The 18,515-nt window shown below is 52.9% G+C and carries 19 protein-coding genes and 1 pseudogene; 12 read left to right on the top strand and 8 right to left on the bottom strand.

All coding sequences use genetic code 11. The annotated features are described in order from the left end of the window. Positions 1–106 precede the first annotated feature (106 nt). The gene (locus ACSZO4_RS18900; RefSeq protein ID WP_437890575.1) at positions 107–1,150 is read right to left on the bottom strand and encodes an aldo/keto reductase; all 1,044 of its coding nucleotides are present in this window, start codon (positions 1,148–1,150) and stop codon (positions 107–109) included. A gap of 185 nt (positions 1,151–1,335) precedes the next feature. On the opposite strand from ACSZO4_RS18900, the gene ACSZO4_RS18895 reads away from it, so the two are divergent. Then, a complete protein-coding gene (locus ACSZO4_RS18895; protein WP_437890574.1) occupies positions 1,336–2,100 on the top strand; it encodes a DeoR/GlpR family DNA-binding transcription regulator in 765 nt (254 codons plus the stop codon). 39 nt (positions 2,101–2,139) lie between these two features. Here the strand turns inward: ACSZO4_RS18895 and ACSZO4_RS18890 are convergent, their stop codons facing one another. After that, positions 2,140–2,940, bottom strand: a complete 801-nt coding sequence (locus ACSZO4_RS18890) for an HAD family hydrolase (protein WP_437890573.1) — start codon at positions 2,938–2,940, stop codon at positions 2,140–2,142. Positions 2,941–3,181: 241 nt separating this feature from the next. Further along, on the bottom strand, positions 3,182–4,318 hold the full coding sequence (locus tag ACSZO4_RS18885; protein WP_437890572.1) for an MFS transporter: 1,137 nt from the start codon (positions 4,316–4,318) through the stop codon (positions 3,182–3,184). A 216-nt stretch (positions 4,319–4,534) separates the two neighbouring features. Between ACSZO4_RS18885 and ACSZO4_RS18880 the strand changes: the two genes are divergently transcribed. Further along, complete coding sequence (locus ACSZO4_RS18880; protein ID WP_437890571.1) at positions 4,535–5,056, top strand: phosphoribosyltransferase; 522 nt, start codon at positions 4,535–4,537, stop codon at positions 5,054–5,056. Between the two features lie 8 nt (positions 5,057–5,064). On the opposite strand, the gene ACSZO4_RS18875 is transcribed toward ACSZO4_RS18880, so the two are convergent. Beyond that, positions 5,065–5,505, bottom strand: coding sequence for a GNAT family N-acetyltransferase (locus ACSZO4_RS18875; RefSeq protein ID WP_437890570.1), 441 nt, complete (start codon positions 5,503–5,505; stop codon positions 5,065–5,067). A 1,150-nt stretch (positions 5,506–6,655) separates the two neighbouring features. Between ACSZO4_RS18875 and ACSZO4_RS18870 the strand changes: the two genes are divergently transcribed. The 10 genes from ACSZO4_RS18870 (at position 6,656) to hybG (ending at position 15,461) form a co-directional block, all read left to right on the top strand. After that, positions 6,656–8,305 (top strand): methyl-accepting chemotaxis protein, encoded by a 1,650-nt coding sequence (locus tag ACSZO4_RS18870; protein WP_437890569.1) that lies wholly within the window; start codon positions 6,656–6,658, stop codon positions 8,303–8,305. A gap of 64 nt (positions 8,306–8,369) precedes the next feature. Next, positions 8,370–8,660 carry a DUF2623 family protein gene (locus ACSZO4_RS18865; RefSeq protein ID WP_437890568.1) on the top strand — a complete coding sequence of 97 codons (291 nt, stop codon included), beginning with the start codon at positions 8,370–8,372 and terminating at the stop codon, positions 8,658–8,660. 274 nt (positions 8,661–8,934) lie between these two features. Continuing rightward, a complete protein-coding gene (gene hybO / locus ACSZO4_RS18860; protein ID WP_437890567.1) occupies positions 8,935–10,056 on the top strand; it encodes a hydrogenase 2 small subunit in 1,122 nt (373 codons plus the stop codon). Positions 10,057–10,058: 2 nt separating this feature from the next. Beyond that, positions 10,059–11,042, top strand: a complete 984-nt coding sequence (hybA, locus tag ACSZO4_RS18855; protein WP_437890566.1) for a hydrogenase 2 operon protein HybA — start codon at positions 10,059–10,061, stop codon at positions 11,040–11,042. After that, positions 11,032–12,204: a Ni/Fe-hydrogenase cytochrome b subunit gene (gene hybB / locus ACSZO4_RS18850; protein WP_437890576.1), complete on the top strand. Its 1,173-nt coding sequence runs from the start codon at positions 11,032–11,034 to the stop codon at positions 12,202–12,204. The genes hybA and hybB overlap by 11 nt, the downstream gene beginning before the upstream one ends. Next, on the top strand, positions 12,201–13,904 hold the full coding sequence (gene hybC, locus ACSZO4_RS18845) for a hydrogenase 2 large subunit (RefSeq protein ID WP_437890565.1): 1,704 nt from the start codon (positions 12,201–12,203) through the stop codon (positions 13,902–13,904). Before hybB ends, hybC begins: the two co-directional genes overlap by 4 nt. Next, the gene (locus ACSZO4_RS18840) at positions 13,904–14,398 is read left to right on the top strand and encodes a HyaD/HybD family hydrogenase maturation endopeptidase (RefSeq protein WP_437890564.1); all 495 of its coding nucleotides are present in this window, start codon (positions 13,904–13,906) and stop codon (positions 14,396–14,398) included. Before hybC ends, ACSZO4_RS18840 begins: the two co-directional genes overlap by 1 nt. Continuing rightward, a complete protein-coding gene (gene hybE, locus ACSZO4_RS18835; protein WP_437890563.1) occupies positions 14,391–14,867 on the top strand; it encodes a hydrogenase-2 assembly chaperone in 477 nt (158 codons plus the stop codon). Before ACSZO4_RS18840 ends, hybE begins: the two co-directional genes overlap by 8 nt. After that, positions 14,860–15,204 carry a hydrogenase maturation nickel metallochaperone HypA gene (gene hypA / locus ACSZO4_RS18830; RefSeq protein ID WP_437890562.1) on the top strand — a complete coding sequence of 115 codons (345 nt, stop codon included), beginning with the start codon at positions 14,860–14,862 and terminating at the stop codon, positions 15,202–15,204. Before hybE ends, hypA begins: the two co-directional genes overlap by 8 nt. A gap of 2 nt (positions 15,205–15,206) precedes the next feature. Beyond that, the gene (gene hybG, locus ACSZO4_RS18825) at positions 15,207–15,461 is read left to right on the top strand and encodes a hydrogenase maturation factor HybG (RefSeq protein ID WP_437890561.1); all 255 of its coding nucleotides are present in this window, start codon (positions 15,207–15,209) and stop codon (positions 15,459–15,461) included. On the opposite strand, the gene fucR is transcribed toward hybG, so the two are convergent. The 4 genes and pseudogenes from fucR to ACSZO4_RS18805 all read right to left on the bottom strand — a co-directional run. Next, positions 15,452–16,174, bottom strand: coding sequence for an L-fucose operon activator (gene fucR / locus ACSZO4_RS18820; RefSeq protein ID WP_437890560.1), 723 nt, complete (start codon positions 16,172–16,174; stop codon positions 15,452–15,454). The genes hybG and fucR overlap by 10 nt on opposite strands. Beyond that, a complete protein-coding gene (locus ACSZO4_RS18815) occupies positions 16,171–17,157 on the bottom strand; it encodes a diguanylate cyclase domain-containing protein (RefSeq protein ID WP_437890559.1) in 987 nt (328 codons plus the stop codon). The genes fucR and ACSZO4_RS18815 overlap by 4 nt, the downstream gene beginning before the upstream one ends. Before the next feature lie 133 nt (positions 17,158–17,290). Next, positions 17,291–18,157, bottom strand: coding sequence for a glutathione-dependent disulfide-bond oxidoreductase (gene yghU, locus ACSZO4_RS18810; protein WP_437890558.1), 867 nt, complete (start codon positions 18,155–18,157; stop codon positions 17,291–17,293). A 90-nt stretch (positions 18,158–18,247) separates the two neighbouring features. Next, a pseudogene (locus ACSZO4_RS18805) lies at positions 18,248–18,355 on the bottom strand (thioredoxin); the annotation flags it as partial. Between the last annotated feature and the right edge of the window lie 160 nt (positions 18,356–18,515).

The following is an 18,515-nucleotide window of genomic DNA, read 5'->3' as shown; positions in this document are numbered from 1 at the left end:
CTGGTACTGATGGGGAGAAGGTTGCTTAAGCATGGCAGTCAGTCCGTTAATTGCACTGACTTAATTAGATCAAAGTCTGAAAGGGAGCCTGCGCTCCCTTTTTTATTTATTGCTTATCTGATGACGCCTGCCAGAGGTTTAACTCCCCATCCGCCACGTGCCTGTCGATTTGCGCCAGTTCGTCAGCCGTGAACGTCAGGTTGTTTAATGCCAGAACGTTCTCTTCAAGCTGCTCAGGGCGCGATGCGCCAATCAGCACTGAGGTCACGCGGTTATCTTTTAACAGCCAGCTTAGCGCCATTTGCGCCATGGTCTGTCCGCGAGCGCTGGCCATTTCGTTAAGCAATCTCAGGCTGCTCAGATTGTCCTCAGTGAGCATTTTTTCCGTCAAACCACGAACCTTCTTGCCCTCTTTCTGCATTCTTGAGCCGTCAGGAATACCATTCAGGTATTTACCGGTTAGCAGTCCCTGCGCCAGTGGAGTAAAGGCGATGCAGCCGACGCCGTTTTCTTCAAGCGTATCAAGCAGTCCGGTTTTATCGACCCAGCGGTTAAGCAGGTTGTAAGAGGGCTGATGGATCAATAACGGAATTTTCCACTCACGCAGCAATTCCACCATCGCCTGAGTTCGCGGCGTGGAATAAGACGAGATCCCCACATAAAGCGCTTTCCCGCTTTGTACCGCCTGGGCCAGTGCCGCGGCGGTCTCTTCCATTGGCGTGTTTTCATCAACCCGGTGCGAATAGAAGATATCTACATAGTCCAGCCCCAGACGTGACAGACTCTGGTCGAGGCTTGCAAGTAAGTACTTACGTGAGCCACCGGAGCCATAAGGGCCAGGCCACATGTCGTAACCCGCTTTGGTGGAAATAATCAGCTCATCGCGATAAGCGGAGAAATCTTCCCGCAGCAGACGGCCAAAATTCTCTTCTGCGCTGCCTGGCGGTGGGCCGTAGTTGTTGGCTAAATCAAAATGCGTGATCCCAAGATCAAAGGCTTTGCGCAGCAGAGCGCGTTGAGAGTCGAGGGCGTGGACATGGCCAAAGCTGTGCCACAACCCAAGCGAAAATGCGGGCAGACGCAGACCACTTTTTCCACAGTAACGGTACTGCATCTCCTCGTAGCGTGCAGGGTTTGCTGACCAGGGCATGATGTCTCCTTTCTTATAGGTGTCAATTCGAAACAGCGTTCTCATTCTATCGCGACATTTTTGTACAACAATACCTTGCGCCAGCAGATCTGCATTTTATGACCGGGGTGTGAATCGCTGAGATGAGGCGAAAACTGATATGTTATGATGCTTCGTGCGGCATTGTATTTATTTTAGGACTCAACATGACAGATTATGATGCATTCCCCGATCAGCGGCAGTCTATGATCCAGCAGATGCTTGCCGATAGCGGCAGAGTTATTGGTGCGGATCTGGCGCGGACTCTTGGTGTTTCGGAACATACCATCCGCCGGGATCTACAGGAACTTGCGCGCAAAGGGTTGTGCAAAAAAGTCTATGGCGGCGCGGTCAGCCAGATTAAGCAGTCTGCCAGCTTTGAAGTGCGTGCCTCACAGAACATCGCTGAAAAATCGAAAGTCGCCAAAAGATGTGCCGAAATGATAAAACCAGGAACCTGCGTTTTTATTGATGCAGGCTCCACCTATCTTGCTATGGTGGAATTCCTCCCGGAGGATCTTGAGTTAACGATTGTGACTAACTCACCACAGATAGCCTCCGCGCTGAGCGGGCGAACCAAAGGCGAGCTGATTCTGCTGGGGGGGAAAGTCAATCCTCTTACTGGCAGCACACTGAGCTCGGATACCGTAAATCAGATCAAAACGATGGTTTTTGATCAGACGTTTATCGGGGTCTGTGGGCTTGATCCTCAGGCTGGCCTGAGTGCGGTTTACTATGAAGATGCCTGCTTTAAGAAAGAAGTGCTCAGCCAGAGTAACGAAGTGATTGCGGCGGTGACCGCCGATAAAATGCCGCAGGTTGCGAGGTACAAAGTGGCTGCCTGCGAAGATATCGATGTTACCGTGGTCAGTGAAGACACCAATATCTCGGACTTCAGGCATCTGAACATGCGGATCCTGGTCGCGCAGTAGCGCGCCGGCAGAGGGCGGGGTTAACCCCGCCAGCTTCATTTAGTTCTGCAGAGCCAGAATACGACGGATAGTGTGCGACACGGCACTTTCGTCATTGCTGCCAGTGACAAAATTGGCCGCTGCTTTGGTCTCTTCAAAGGCATTGCGCATGGCGAAGCTGTATTCAGCGGCGGCCAGCAACTCAAGATCGTTGTACCCGTCACCAAAGGCCATCGTCTCATGGCGACCCACCTTTAACTGTTGTTGCAGTTTCTCCACCGTCGTCCCTTTATGCACACCCTGAGCGGCGATGTCGATCCATGCGGCCTCAGAAACCACGATATAGGCATCGTTTTCATAGGGTGTCAGGTGCGGGCGAGTCTGAGGGCAGGTGCCTTGTTCATCGTAAACGGTGATTTTGACGAAATCGGTGCTGAGGGTACTGAGCGAATCCACCTGTATAACATTGGTATAGGACTTACGAACTTTGTCCTTCAGGTGCTGCGGAGTGTCGGAACGGATCACCGCCCCCTCGTTTATGCAGGCGATAATCACATGCCGGGGATTTGCCATCTCAAGCGTATTTATTATCCGCAGCCCGAGTTCATTACTTAAGAGAGACTGGAATACGAACTCGCCGTTAAATTTTATGCGGGTTGCGCTGTCGCCAACGATCCACAGATCCTTGCTGAATTCGCCGAACAGCTCTTCCACCCTTTCACACTGTTTTCCGGTACATGCCGCGAAATGAACCCCTTTTTCGTTCATCAACGCCCTGACTTTCGCAAACAGCTCCCTGTCGTAATCTCCATGACTGTTAAGAAATGTGCCATCCAAATCCGTAATGATCAGCTTAATCATTCTGCCACCGCGCGCCCTGTTCAGTTAACGACTTCCTGGCTAAATACAGCCTCGGGCAATAAAAATCACCGTGCGGGTAATCCATGCCCGGGCAAGCCAGGTCTCTTCACTTACGCTAACAGTAAATGCTCGATTGAGCAATTTTATGGTTATTTGTGTGTGTTTATGTTGTTTTTTTGATAGTTGAGTGACCTGTCCAGTACAGGCCACGTAACTCTGATGACGGCAGAGCACTCCTCAGTTATGCTGTCGCATGCTCTTTAAGCAGAGTACGAATGCTGAATGACAGCAATGCTGCCAGCACCACCAGTGCGGTGACAAAGATAAAACCATGGGCAATAGAGCTATGGTGAGCGATGTAACCAATAATGGCCGGCCCGGCTAACACGCCGATGTAACCTAGGGTTGTGACCGCGGGAACGGCAACCATCTGGGGCATGCTTTTTTGTTTCCCAATCTGTGAGAACATCACCGGAACGATATTTGCGCAGCCAATCCCAATCAGAAGATAGCCCACGAGCACCACCGTGAGCGTGTAGCTGTTAATGACAATCAGAAAACCCAGGGTAGCGATGAGGGTTCCTGCCATCACGACCTTCAGTGCGCCATATTTTCCAACAATCGCGTCGCCTGTCAGCCTTCCGATGGTCATCGAGGTTGCGAATGCGGCAAAGCCAAGCCCGCCAAGCGTGTCCGGAATATTACGACTTTCAACAAGATACAAAGCGCTCCAGTCAAGAACCGTTCCTTCTGCCATAAAGATAATGAAACAGATCAAACCAAGAGTTAAGACCGTGCCTCTGGGGATGGCGAAGGCTGGCCCTTCCACGGGATTGGCATAAGGCAGCAGGGTCTTAATACTTACGGCAAGCAGGGCCAGTACGGCTAAAGCAATGATCAATGTCGATGTCACGACGCTAAATCCAAGGCTCATCAGCCCCGTCATTGCTCCGGCCCCCGCAATTCCGCCAACGCTGAACATTCCATGAAACCCGGACATTAAAGGGGTATTTGATGTCTTCTCGACGATAATCGCCTGCACATTCATTGCGCAATCAGTCACCCCAACACCTACGCCAAAGACCAGCAGAGTGAGGCCTAACAGCACCGGGCTGGTAACAAACGTGAGAAATGGCATTGAGAGCAAAATAATCGCCACTGCGACTGAAATCACCTTTCTGCAACCATATCTCGATGTCAATGTGCCGGTGACTGGCATGGCAATCATTGCGCCAAAACCCAGACATAGCAGTAAGGTGCCCAGTAAAGCGTCATTCACGCCAGTGTTAATTTTGGCAAAGGGGACGACCACAGCCCAGGTCGCAGTAACTAAACCTGCAATAAAAAAAATAACGCGTGTTGATATTTTCTCATTCATTTTCAGGACCTGAATAATAGTGGTGAGCAGAAGTTCAGACGATGAGTCATCTTGTCAGGCTCGATTCTGATTCATTGAGATACATTGTGCAATGTTGTGGTGTGTTTATATTGTATGATTGCTCGGTTATGCTATTTTACGGATGTCTTTACAGGGGCACTTTTGCTCTCTGACCGCTGTAAACCCGTAACAACAGCCGCTGGGTTAAAGGAAACGATGATGAAAAATGAGCATACTGGTGAAATCATTCTCTCCACTGAGGCGATTGCCGGGGGCGTTCGCCGGGTAGCCAGCCAGCTTAATGAGGATTTTAATGAGGCGGTGGTGATCACGGTCGTGCCTGGAGGGATCCTGTTTACGGCGGATCTGACTCGCCAGCTGAGCTTCGACATCAGCATGGATTATATTTCCTGCCCCCATACGCCCGGTGACAGAAACAACAGCTCGCACATCGTTTACCATAACAACATCGACATCAGCGGCAGGCATGTCATCCTGATCGATGATGCCATTGAATCGGGGGGCACGATGAAGCGCTTAGTTGAATTTATTGCTGAAAACTATGCCCCGGCGTCCATTTCCGTGGCGGTGCTCTTTGTTAAGCCTGGCCGGGTCGCTATTCCGGTTAAGCAGTACTACGCGCTGGAGATGGAAAATGATGATCTGCTGATTGGCTATGGCATGCCCTGGGGCAATAAGTACCGCAACCTTCCCTATGTGGCGAAGTTACTGAAGTAATCCAGTTTTCAGCGCAGAGTGAGCCGATGAGTGACCTTCTCTGAATCAGTGACGCGGCGAAATCCGGCTTGCTCGTAAAATGCATATGCGGAAAGTGGGGCGCAGGTATTCAGCAAATCAAATGCCTGGCTGGCATCCTGGACTATCTCCCGCAACAGATTTTGCCCGATATGCCGGCGACGCCATCTGTTGCCCACATACAGATGGCGAATTCTTCCGGCACGAGCGTCAGCCGTAAAAGGGTCGCGATTGATCCCACCGACAGCGATAAGTACGCCATCGTAAAAGGTGCCCAGTAGTTTTTCCCCCGGCCTGTCAAAACGGTTGGTATTGTTCAGCCAGTTCTCATCGAGCCTTCTGAGCATGTTCAATCCGCTGGCCATGCTTTCTGCTTTCAGCTGCGCAAAGCCGTTGCAGTCTGGCGTTATGATCTGCGTCGTCAGTTTCATCCGTCATCCTCTCTTCACCAGTGACGCCAATGTACATCTACATTAAGTTAACAAATAGTCTTTATTTTTCCGGGGCTTTCGCATCAGAGTCAGGTTGTCTGAGGGGAAGTCAGTGGCTGACGGGGGATGATTTGCCAGGGAACAACCCCAGGAGGTTTCCTGACTAAGCGTAAACTCAGGTGCATAATGTTGGTATATTCCAATCGTCCTGGTTTAATCATCTGTTTGTTTGTGATTTTCTGGAGTTATGTAAAATGGCAGTATTATTATTGTGTCTGATTGCTGACACACGGACAAATACCGCTATTGGGTACCTTCACTCCAGCACGAATCATATTGCGATGAGAAGCCGATTTTACCCCTGGTGAGTCTCTCTTTCTGCGAAAATTCTTATACGCCGATCCACTGGAGTGCCGACCGGCGAAACGTTTCTTTTGCGCAAATATCTTCCCCTTGCTGGTCCGAAAATTAAGTCTCTGAACGCTTCATTTCTGCGAATATTCCTGGAGTATGTCACTTTTTGTATCTCAGTCATGGCTGTAAGCCGCATGGTTTCTGGATTCCTCCCTAAAAAAACGAATTTTCAGGCTGAGAAGCAGTGTCACGATTACCGGTAACAAGGCGATGCTGTTAGGAGGGGTAAATGATACTTTAACTATGCTAAATACTTATAGATCAGGCTTTAAAAGTGATCATTTTCTTTTTTTTAATATTTCATGGTGTCTCTTTTTTGATTATTTTCCAATACCGAAAAGTGTCTGTTTTTATTATTTTAAGAAGGGTGTTGTTTTTCTTTTTATATTAAACTGAACATTCTTTGTTTTTTTGTTTTTCATTAGAAATGAAAATTGGTTAAAAATAGGAAAGAAATATCATTATTAGCCTGTTAATAAAATTAGTTAGTTATATTAATGGGTTGCGTGTAGTTTAGTTGCGGTATTATCTGTTCCGTAGGAATGATAATTGGCGTCGGTTGTTTACAAAATATCATCCTGAGTGGTTTTTCATCCTTTTAACATAAAGGGTTTTTGCTGCCTGATTTGTGATCAATTTTTTTACTTTGATCCATACAACTTCTCTAAAACTTGCCGATAACGAAGTTAAGTCTCCCCTTCGGGGGAGAATGTACCTTCAAAGCAAGGAAATAAATATGCGTATGCTTCAAAACTTTACTATCCGAATCGTTATGCTGGTGATCCTGGGCATTTTTGGCCTGCTGTGGTCCGGTGTCGGTTTGTATAGCGTTTTTTCACTTTCAAAAGTGGCCGAGGGCAATGAAGTTGATCGCCAGCTCGTGTCACAGATGACCTTACTGAGCCAGGGCAATGATCAATACTTCCGCTTTGTGACCCGACTGGGTCGGGCGATGGAAACCAAAGCCGCAGGTGGTTCCGTTGACCTGGCTTCCGTTCAGCAGGCGCAGGAAGGGATGGCGAAAAAGCTTACGGAATTTAAAGCCATTTCCCCAGGCCCCATGGATCCCAAAGTCTCTGAGCAGGTGATTAGCAGCTGGCAGGCACTGCTGGATCAGGGGGTGACTCCGCAGATGCAGGCCGCACAGCAGGGATCTGTTGAAGCCTATCGTCAGCAGGCGAATAACGTGACTCCGGCGCTAAGCCGCGCCTTTGGTACAGGTGCCGAAAGCTTTAATAAAGCCGCCAGCGACAGACTGGAAACGACGCGTATTATGGTCGACGGTCAAACCAGTATCACCCGCACCATTATTATTGCCGCCATGGTGCTGGGGATCCTGATCCTGCTGTTTACCGACCGTTACCTGGTCAACATGCTGGTCAAACCGCTGGATGCGATTCGCGAACATTTCGGCAAGATGGCGCAGGGCGATCTGAGTCAGCCTATCGAAGATTTCGGTCGCAACTGCGTGGGTCGTGTGGTGCCGCTGCTGCGTAACATGCAGGACAGCCTGCGCGATGCGGTCAGCACTATTCGCCAGGGAAGTGACAATATCTGGCGTGGCGCGACGGAAATTTCCAGCGGCAATAACGATCTCTCTTCACGTACTGAAGAGCAGGCCGCCGCGCTGGAAGAAACCGCTGCCAGCATGGAACAACTGACGGCTACCGTGAAACTGAATGCTGAAAACGCCAGCCAGGCAAGCGATCTGGCTGAGGTTGCCTCAACTACCGCAAGTAAAGGCGGCGAGCTGGTTGATGAAGTTATCAGTACCATGGCAGGCATCTCCGACAGTTCGAAGAAAATCGCTGAAATCACTACGGTGATTAACAGTATTGCTTTCCAGACCAATATTCTTGCGCTTAATGCCGCCGTTGAAGCGGCGCGTGCCGGTGAGCAGGGACGTGGTTTTGCCGTGGTAGCGGGTGAAGTCCGTAACCTGGCAAGCCGCAGTGCCGGTGCTGCCAAAGAGATTGAAACCCTGATTGCAGATTCTGTAACCCGGGTGAATAAAGGCGCCAAACTGGTCAGCGATACTGGCACCACAATGGAAGGTATTCTGCGTGCGGTAACCGAAGTCACCACCATCATGAAGCAGATTGCCTCGGCTTCCGCGGAGCAGAGCAAGGGGATTTCTCAGGTCGGCGTAGCGATTTCCCAGATGGATAATGTTACCCAGCAGAACGCCACGCTGGTGCAAGAGGTTTCCACTGCTGCGGCTGCCCTGGAGCGTCAGACGGAAGAGCTGCAGCGTTCGGTGCAGAAGTTCCGTTTGTCCCATAATGATCAGCAGACGGTGGTCACGCCGGCACCGCTGAAATCACCCCTGACCCGTGCGACGGCAAAAAGTCCCACGGCTTCATCGGATGAATGGGTCGCCTTCTAAATAAAGCTATCACCGCCCAATATATCGCTATATATTTTTTTATATAACGGTTGAGGGCGGAAAGATGGAAAATCATTTCGGCAAAGGGTTAATGGCGGGTCTGAAAGCCACGCAAGCGGACAGTGCAAAAAGCGTTTCGCATTTCTGTGCTGACTACAAACGGGGTTTCGTACTGGGTTTTTCGCATCGTATGTTCGAGAGAACCGGCGACAGACAGCTCAGCGCCTGGGAAGCAGGCGTGCTGACCCGTCGCTATGGGCTGGACAAAGAGATGGTGATGGACTTTTTCCGTGAAAACAACTCCGGCACCGTGGTGCGTTTCTTTATGGCAGGCTATCAGCAGGACAATAAATAGTACTGTTGCTTTATACTGCCACTCGATATATCCATTAAATATCAAAGAGATAAAGGAATTTTGTTGGCGTTTATCTCTTTTGCTTTCTGACGTTCGATTGTTCGTCTCCTCCTGCTGTATCGGCTCAGCGCATTTTCATCATTCAGGCGAATCGCGGTTGTAAGCAAAATGTTTTTATATCCATATCAAAAATAAGGAAATGTCGCACAGGTTGCATTTTTGTGAATGAAACAGAGGCAAAATAACCCCAATCCAATAATGGGGATTACGATAAATGACCGGAGAAAATACCTTTATTAGTTCTCACGGCGGCGTTGATCGTCGTGACTTTTTGAAGCTTTGTGCTGCGCTGGCGGCCACCATGGGACTCAGTAGCAATGCGGCGGCAGAAATTGCCCAGGCCGTGAGTCAGACTAAGCGTCCACCCGTTGTCTGGATTGGCGCTCAGGAATGCACGGGTTGTACCGAATCGCTTTTACGTGCCACGCATCCCACCATTGAAAATCTGCTCCTCGAGACCATTTCGCTGGAGTACCACGAAGTGCTGAGCGCCGCTTTTGGGCATCAGGTTGAAGAGAATAAACACCATGCGCTGGAAACCTGGAAAGGGCAGTACGTGCTGGTGGTCGATGGCTCGATTCCACTCAAAGATGATGGCATTTACTGCATGGTGGCAGGAGAGCCAATCATTAATCATATCCGCAAGGCCGCGGAACATGCCGCGGCCATTATTGCCATTGGCTCCTGCGCGGCATGGGGCGGCGTGGCGGCTGCGGGTGTGAATCCAACGGGCGCCGTGGGGCTGCAGGAGGTCCTTCCTGGTAAAACGGTGATCAATATTCCCGGTTGCCCGCCGAATCCGCATAACTTTCTTGCCACCGTGGCGCACATTATTACCTTTGGCGCCGCGCCGAAACTCGACGGTAAAAACCGCCCGCTCTTTGCATATGGCCGTCTGATCCACGAACACTGTGAGCGTCGCCCCCATTTTGATGCCGGGCGCTTTGCCAAAGAGTTCGGTGATGACGGGCATCGCGAAGGCTGGTGCCTCTACCACCTCGGCTGTAAAGGGCCGGAAACCTGGGGCAATTGCTCAACGCTACAGTTTTGCGATGTGGGCGGTGTCTGGCCGGTTGCCATTGGTCATCCCTGCTACGGTTGCAATGAAGAAGGCACCGGGTTCCACAAAGGTATCCATCAGCTGGCGCATGTTGAAAATACGACGCCTCCGGCAGAAAAACCGCCGGTGAACGGCAAAGAAGGGGGCGCGGTGTCGGCCTCTGCGGTGGGGCTGCTGGGGGGCGTCGTGGGTCTGATGGCTGGCGTTGGGGCCATGACGGTGCGCGAGCTGGGACGCCAGCAAAAGAAAAACAGTACTGACTCACAGGGAGAGTGACGGTGAACAGACGTAACTTTCTGAAGGCCGCGTCCGGTGGGGCATTGCTGGCGGGTAGCGCGTTTCCCGTTTCGGCTGCCGTCCATAACCGACCACCCATTGAGGGTGCTTTGGGTATGCTGTATGACTCAACGCTCTGCATTGGCTGCCAGGCATGCGTCACCCGCTGCCAGGACATCAACTTTCCGGCGCGCAACCCGCAGGGCGAGAAAACCTGGTCGAATAACAGCAAACTCACTCCTTATACCAACAACGTTATTCAGGTCTGGCGCAGCGGCAACGCGCAGCACAAAGACCAGCTCACCGATGGCTACGCCTACATCAAAAAACAGTGTATGCACTGCGTTGATCCTAACTGCGTCTCCGTTTGCCCGGTCTCGGCGCTGAGAAAAGATGCCAAAACCGGCATCGTGCATTACAACCCTGATGTGTGCACGGGTTGTCGCTACTGCATGGTGGCCTGTCCCTATAACGTCCCGAAATACGATTACAACAACCCCTTCGGCGCCCTGCATAAGTGCGAGTTGTGCAATCAGGCGGGGGTTGAGCGACTGAACAAAGGCGGTCTGCCAGGATGCGTGGAAGTGTGCCCGACCGGCGCCGTTATTTTCGGTACCCGTGAACGGCTGCTGGAAGAGGCGAAAAAACGCCTGGCGCTGACGCCGGGAAGCGAATATGGCTATCCGCGCCAGAGCTTTGATGCCAGGGATCCTAACCTGCGTGAAGTCCCCAGATATCATCCACATCTGTACGGTGAGCATGAAGGTGGCGGCACCCAGGTGCTGGTGCTGACCGGGGTTCCCTGTACCAGCCTCGGCCTGCCGGAACTGGATGACATCTCTACGGGCGCGCGTTCGGAAAACATTCAGCACACCGTCTATAAAGGGATGATGTTGCCACTGGCGGTGCTCGCAGGACTGACTGCGCTGGTCTGGCGCCATACCCGCAATGATGAGCATAAGGGAGGGGATGATGATGCATCATGATCCGCAGCCAATCGGCGGCAAATTGCTCAGTAAAGCTGTCTATATCTTCGGGCCGCTGGTCATCCTCTGTGGCCTGCTGATTATCAAGCGTCTGGTCTTTGGTCTAGGATCGGTTTCGGCGCTTAACGGCGGCTATCCATGGGGTATCTGGATAGCCTTCGATTTACTGATAGGTACCGGTTTTGCCTGCGGCGGCTGGGCACTGGCGTGGATGGTCTATGCGTTTAATCGCGGCGAATATCATCCCCTTGTGCGTCCTGCGTTGCTGGCCAGCCTGTTTGGTTATTCGCTGGGCGGCCTGTCTATCACCGTGGATGTCGGGCGCTACTGGAACCTGCCGTACTTCTATATTCCTGGCCACTTCAATGTGAACTCGGTGCTGTTCGAAACGGCTGTCTGTATGACGATTTACATAGCCGTAATGGCGCTGGAGTTCGCGCCTGCCTTGCTGGAGCGCCTGGGCTGGAAGGTATCGTTAAAGCGGCTCAACAAAATTATGTTTTTCATTATTGCCCTCGGCGCGCTGCTGCCCACCATGCACCAGTCCTCAATGGGATCGTTGATGATCGCCGCCGGGCATAAAGTGCATCCGTTATGGCAAAGCTACGAGATGCTACCGCTCTTTTCGCTGCTGACTGCCTTTATGATGGGTTTCTCCATTCTTATTTTCGAAGGCTCGTTGTTGCAGGCCGGGCTGAAAGGCAATGGGCCTGATGAGCAACATCTGTTTCGCAAACTGACGACCACCCTGAGCGTCCTGCTGGCGCTTTTTCTGCTGCTGCGCTTCGGCGAACTTCTCTGGCGCAACAAGCTGCCGCTGGCCTTTGCCGCAGACAGCTACAGCCTGATGTTCTGGGCCGAAATCCTGCTGCTGCTCTTCCCGCTGCTGGTATTTCGCCTGCCGCGTCTGCGTAATGACGCCCGTTATTTATTTCTCGGGGCGGTCAGTATGCTGCTCGGTTGCGCCTTATGGCGTCTGTCCTACTCCCTGCTGGCGTTTAATCCAGGCGATGGTTATCACTACTTCCCAACGGCGGAAGAGCTGCTTATCTCCATTGGTTTTGTGGCCACCGAGATTTGCGCCTACATCCTGCTTATTCGCTTGTTACCCATTATTCCCCCGTTAAAACAACAACGAAGCCATGAGGCGAGCAAAGCATGAGTCAACGTATCACCATCGATCCGGTGACCCGTATTGAGGGTCATTTACGCATTGATTGCGAAATTGAAAATGGCGTAGTTTCCCGGGCCTGGGCATCGGGGACTATGTGGCGAGGAATGGAAGAGATTGTGAAGGGGCGCGATCCGCGTGATGCGTGGATGATAGTGCAACGTATTTGCGGCGTATGTACCACCACCCATGCTATTTCATCGGTGCGGGCGGCGGAAAGCGCGCTGAATATCAACGTACCGCTCAATGCCCAGTATATCCGTAATATCATTCTGGCAGCCCATACCACCCACGATCATATTGTGCATTTTTATCAGCTCTCGGCCCTCGACTGGGTGGACATCACCTCCGCTCTGCAGGCCGATCCTGAAAAGGCCTCGGCGCTGCTGAAAGGTATTTCGAGCTGGTCATTAAACAGTGCTGAAGAGCTCAGCAAAGTGCAGCAGAAAATTAAAGCGCTGGTGGCAAGCGGCCAACTGGGGATTTTTGCCAACGGCTACTGGGGACACCCCGCAATGCAACTGCCGCCGGAAATTAATCTGATTGCGGTGGCGCATTATCTTCAGGCGCTGGAGTGCCAACGGGATGCCAACCGCGTGGTCGCATTGCTGGGCGGGAAAACGCCGCATATTCAGAATCTGGCGGTCGGCGGCGTGGCAAACCCGATCAATCTGGATGGGCTGGGGGTACTTAATCTTGAGCGCCTGATGTACATCAAATCCTTTATTGACCGCTTACAGGACTTTGTTGAACAGGTCTATAAGGTCGATACGGCGGTCATTGCCGCGTTTTATCCAGAGTGGCTGACCAGAGGCAAAGGGGCGGTGAACTACCTGAGTGCGCCGGAATTCCCCACCGACGCGCAGAACGGCAGCTTCCTTTTTCCGGGCGGTTATATTGAGAATGGCGATCTGGCCAACTGGCGGGAGATTACCTCTCATCGCGATGACTATCTGATCAAAGGGATCCAGGAGAGCGCGAAGCACGCCTGGTACAAAGATGAAGCGCCGCAGGCACCCTGGGAAGGGACGACAATACCGGACTACACCGGCTGGCAGGATGACGGCAAATACAGTTGGGTAAAATCGCCGACGTTCTACGGCAAAACGGTGGAGGTCGGGCCGCTGGCGAACATGCTTAACAAACTGGCGGCAAAGCGTGAATCGACCTGGGCGAAGCTCAACGAAATCATCGCCATTTACCAGAAACTCACCGGTAAGACGATTGCCGTGGAGCAACTGCACTCCACGCTTGGGCGCATTATCGGGCGCACCGTTCATGCCTGCGAGTTACAACATATCCTCCAGCATCAGTACAGCGCGCTGATCGCCAATATCGGAAAAGGCGACCACATGACCTTCGTAAAACCGGAAATCCCGGCGACGGGCGAGTTCAAAGGCGTCGGTTTTCTGGAAGCGCCTCGCGGCATGCTGTCGCACTGGATGGTTATCAAAGACGGTAAAATCGGCAACTACCAGGCGGTCGTCCCCTCGACCTGGAATGCCGGGCCGCGCAATGCCAATGACGAGATTGGGCCTTACGAACAATCGCTGGTTGGAACGCCGGTTGCTGATGTGCACAAACCGCTGGAAGTGGTGCGGACCATTCACTCCTTCGACCCCTGCATGGCCTGTGCGGTGCATGTGGTCGATGCGGACGGTAACGATGTGGTTTCGGTGAAGGTATTGTGATGAGCATACTGGTACTGGGTGTCGGCAATATTCTTCTGAGCGATGAAGGGATAGGCGTGCGGGTGGTCGAAGCCCTGGAGCAGCGTTATCGCCTGCCCCAGGAAGTTGAAGTTCTTGATGGCGGCACGGCCGGAATGGAACTGATGGAGGCGATGGCAAACCGGACGCACTTGATCATTGTCGATGCGGTTGTGTCACGTAAAAGCGCACCCGGCGAACTGCTGATCCTGCGTGATGGTGAAGTCCCCGCCTTGTTCAATAACAAAATCTCGCCTCACCAGTTGGGGCTTTCGGATGTCCTGTCCGCCCTGCGTTTTACCGATGAATTTCCGCAGAAAATCACCCTGGTTGGGGTTATCCCGCAGTCGTTGACGCCGCATATCGGCTTAACGCCGAAGGTGAAGGCAAGCCTTGAGCCTGCGTTAGAGGCGGTGCTGGCGGCGCTACAGGTATCAGGTGTGACTGCCGTCCCCCGTGAGGTGCAGGATGCATAACGTCGTGGGTTTTGCGGCCTCGCCACAGCCGCTGGTGCAGGCGGCATTTGCGAAGATAGCGCAGGAAAGGATGCAGGATTTGCCTTTTCTGCACCCCTTAATGCCGGTTTTTGTTCCGCCTTTCACCCTCTTTGAAGGCCAGTGGACAGGCTGTGTGCTGACCCCCTGGATGTTGAGCCTTGTTATCTTTCCTGGCCCCCGGCAGAACTGGCCTTTACGCAAAGTGGGAGAGAAAATCGGCCTGACGCTGCCTTACGGTGAGATGGTGTTTACCCTTGGCGAGCTGACCGGGATCTCCCAGTATTGCGCCTGTTCGCTGATGTCGCCCCTTGCGCCTGAACTGACCGCCGAAGAGGGGAAAGCGCTGGCGCAGGACTGTCTGCGTATGGCGCTCTCCCTGCCGGTGGTTGATCCGGGTGTAAGCCGCCGCGCGCTGCTTACCCGGCTGCGAGGAGGTGAACATGCATGAACTCTCTCTTTGCCAGAATCTGGTGTCGATCCTTGAACAGCAGGCCAGAGAACATGGCGCAAAACGGGTGACCGGCGTCTGGCTTGAGCTGGGGGCCGGGGCCTGTGTCGAGGAGAGCGCCCTGCAATTTGGCTTTGACATTACCTGCCAGGGCACGCTGGCCGAAGGCTGCCAGTTACATATTTTGTCCCTGCCGTTACAGGCCTGGTGCTGGAGCTGTAGCCAGTCTGTCGAACCGACGCAAGAGGGCGCGTGTCCGCACTGCCAAAGCCCGGCATTACAGCCGCAAATCAATATTGATATGCAGATTAAAAGCATCGAAATTCAGCAGGAGTAGCTATGTGTATTGGGGTTCCCGGCCTGGTTGTCGGCGTAGGGGAAAGTATTCATCATCTGGCGCAGGTGGATGTGTGCGGCATACGCCGGGAGGTGAATATCATGCTGGTGTGTGAAGAAGATCCCGCTACGCTGCTGGGGCAGTGGGTGCTGGTGCATGTGGGTTTTGCCATGAGTCTTGTGGATGAAGCCGAAGCGCGCGCTACGCTTGAAGCGTTACAGGATCTGGAGCTGGACTTTACCGAACCTCAACGCTGAAGCAGCGTCGGTTTTACATCTGTCACCATCTGAGTCACCAGTGAAAGATCCCCAATCCGCGCTTCTCCGGCGCGGTAAAACTTACTTTTATCTATCAACAGCAGGGACTGGTGCGCCCGGCGCAGCAGCTGGGCCTTAAAGCGGGCGTTATTGTCTGTTGAATCCCACATTTCGCCCTTTGCATCGACCCCTTCACAGGAAAAGATAAACAGATCGATCTCCAGCGACTTCAGCAGGGTGGGGAGCGCCGGGTTGACGTAGCTGCGGGAGCTGCGATCCAGAATACCGCCGGAACAGATAAGGGTGATATGCGAACGTCGGCCCATCTCCTGGCAGACCGGCACGCTGTTGGTAAACAGCGTCAGCGGGATATCCGGCAGCTGTTTTGCCAGGTGAAAACAGGTCGAACTGGCATCCAGCGCCAGCGTCATTCCGGCTTCCAGCCAGTTCAGCGCATGACGGGCGATATCCGCTTTGTCCGCGTAGTGGCTTTTCAGGCGGGTATAAAAAGGTTCTGCGCTGTCATTATGGGCACTGTGTAAGCATCGGGCCCGACCGTGACGGCGCACGATTTTTCCCGCGCTTTGCAGGGCTTTTAGATCCCGGCGAATGGTCTCTTTACTGACTAAAAGTTGCGTGGCCAGTGCCTCAGTGGTCAGCGTCTCGTGCGCAGAGAGGAGCTGTAACAGCGCCTGCTGACGGTCAGTTTTCATGGCGTCAGCCTCTCTCTGGGAGGGACAGAGAGCACCGAATCACCTACGGCTGCACCGTTTTTGCCTGAGTGTTTAATCTGGTACATCGCCATATCGGCGCGCCTGAGGGCATTGACGAAATCATCATGGCGCTGAACTTCGTCAATGCCTATCGAAGCCCCAACCGTTGCATCGCCATTATCCAGCTCAAAGGGCATCAGTGCGGCATGTAAACAGTTATGCGCCGCGCTGTTGATAAGCAGGCTGTTGATCGCGAAAGGTAATAGCAAAACAAACTCATCCCCGCCCAGTCGCCCAACCACCGTCCCTTCCGGGCAGGCCTCGCGCAGGCGCAAGCTTAACTGGATCAGTAACTCATCCCCGCTGCGATGGCCTAACGTGTCGTTTACCACTTTAAAATCATCAAGATCGATAAAAGCGACGCACAGCGGGCCGCTCTCTTTTAGCTCATCGAAATGTTTGAGCAGGGCATGACGGTTTGCCAGCCCGGTCAGCGGGTCATGATTCGCCAGAACCGAAAGCTGCTCTTCATACTGCTTCTCTTTGGTCATGTCGATGTGGGTGCCGGTGACTTTTAGCGGCTTACCCTGTTCATCCCACTGGCTGACCCGACCCCTGTCCAGCACCCAGGTGACGGTGCCATTCTTATGCTGCATGCGATGCAATGCTTCATAGAACGGGGTTTTTCCCTCCAGATGACCATAAAAAGCATCCAGAACGCGGGCTCTGTCATCCACATGAAGGTGTTCGCGCCAGACATCGAAATGGGCGCTCAGTTCTTTAGGTTGATAGCCCAGCATCGACCCCCATCGGCGATTGAAAATAATCAGTTTTCCGCTGGGAATATCAAGCTGCCACAGGCAAAGGCCGGTGCCGTCCAGCGCCGCGCTGAGCTTGCTGCGGGCGTCACGCGCTATTCGCACCAGGCGTGCGTTATGCTTTTTCAGATTCAGGATCTGCTGTTTTAGCGCGTTTTCAGACATTTGCCGTGAATATGGATAAATAAAAGGCATTCTTACCAGTTATTTCAGGGATGTAAATATGGTGTGAAAAAAACAGTCGCAGAGAACGGAGAGAGAAAGGCTCCCGGGCGTTTGTCCACCCGGGAGAGAAAGTTTAAGCGTTGCGCTTATCTTCGGTTTGGGTCTCGAAGTCAGCGGCATCGTGGCGTTCATGCAGCTGTTCGCTCGGTTCGCCAAAAGTACGATTGACCATCCGACCGCGCTTCACGGCAGGGCGTGCCGCCACCTCTTTGGCCCAGCGCAGCACATGGGGGTAGCCGCTGGCTTCCAGGAAGGTATCGGCATCGTAAACATTACCCAGCACCACATTGCCGTACCACGGCCAGATAGCCATATCAGCAATGGTGTATTCGTCACCGGCAACAAATTTATGCCCGGCCAGTTGCTTATCGAGCACATCCAGCTGGCGTTTCGCTTCCATCGTAAAGCGGTTGATGGCGTACTCGATTTTGACCGGAGCATAGTGATAGAAGTGACCAAAGCCGCCGCCGAGGAACGGGGCCGAGCCCTGCAGCCAGAACAACCAGTTCAGGGTTTCGGTACGTCCGGCCAGATCTTTTGGCAGGAAGTGACCGAATTTCTCCGCGAGATAGACCAGGATCGCCCCCGATTCAAATACCCGGGTCGGCGGGGTGGTGCTGTTATCACGCAGGGCCGGAATTTTGGAGTTCGGGTTGACATCCACAAAGCCGCTGGAGAATTGATCGCCTTCGCCAATGCGAATAAGCCAGGCATCGTACTCAGCTTCTTTCACGCCGCTTTCCAGTAATTCTTCCAGCATAATCGTGACTTTCTGCCCGTTTGGCGTCCCCAGCGAATAGAGTTGCAGCGGGTGTTTACCTACCGGCAGCGCTTTCTCATGGGTTGCGCCGGAAATTGGGCGGTTGATATTGGCAAACGCGCCGCCGCCGGACTTATCCCACGTCCAGACTTTCGGTGGCTGATAGTTGGTATCTGACATGTTGACCTGCCTTTTCGTTAAGGTGTTGAAGCAGTGTAGCAGTCGTCAGGCGGGGCGCTATTTACCCAGCCCGTTATGCAAACCGGACCCTCAGGCCAGAATGCGCGCCGCCCAGGCGCTGATGTCGTCGCCGCTCCCCAGATCGGCCTGCACCAGACCATTGACCATAAAGGTGGGGGAGACGTGGATACCGTTCATGGTTAGGAATCTGGAAAAACGTTTTAAAAACTCACTGACCATGAACACAGGATCCCGAAACGCAGTGATGGTGTGTTGTCGGGGAAATCATGGCAATAAAATACGGTTTTCGGCGGGTTTTTAACCTGAAAGCCGTTTTTAAGGCGCACTTATCCCGCAG

The sequence above is a fragment of the Phytobacter sp. V91 genome (assembly GCF_965644225.1).
In the GTDB taxonomy this organism is placed as follows: Bacteria; Pseudomonadota; Gammaproteobacteria; order Enterobacterales; family Enterobacteriaceae; genus CBFFRJ01.
This window is presented reverse-complemented; position numbering and strand designations above follow the sequence as displayed.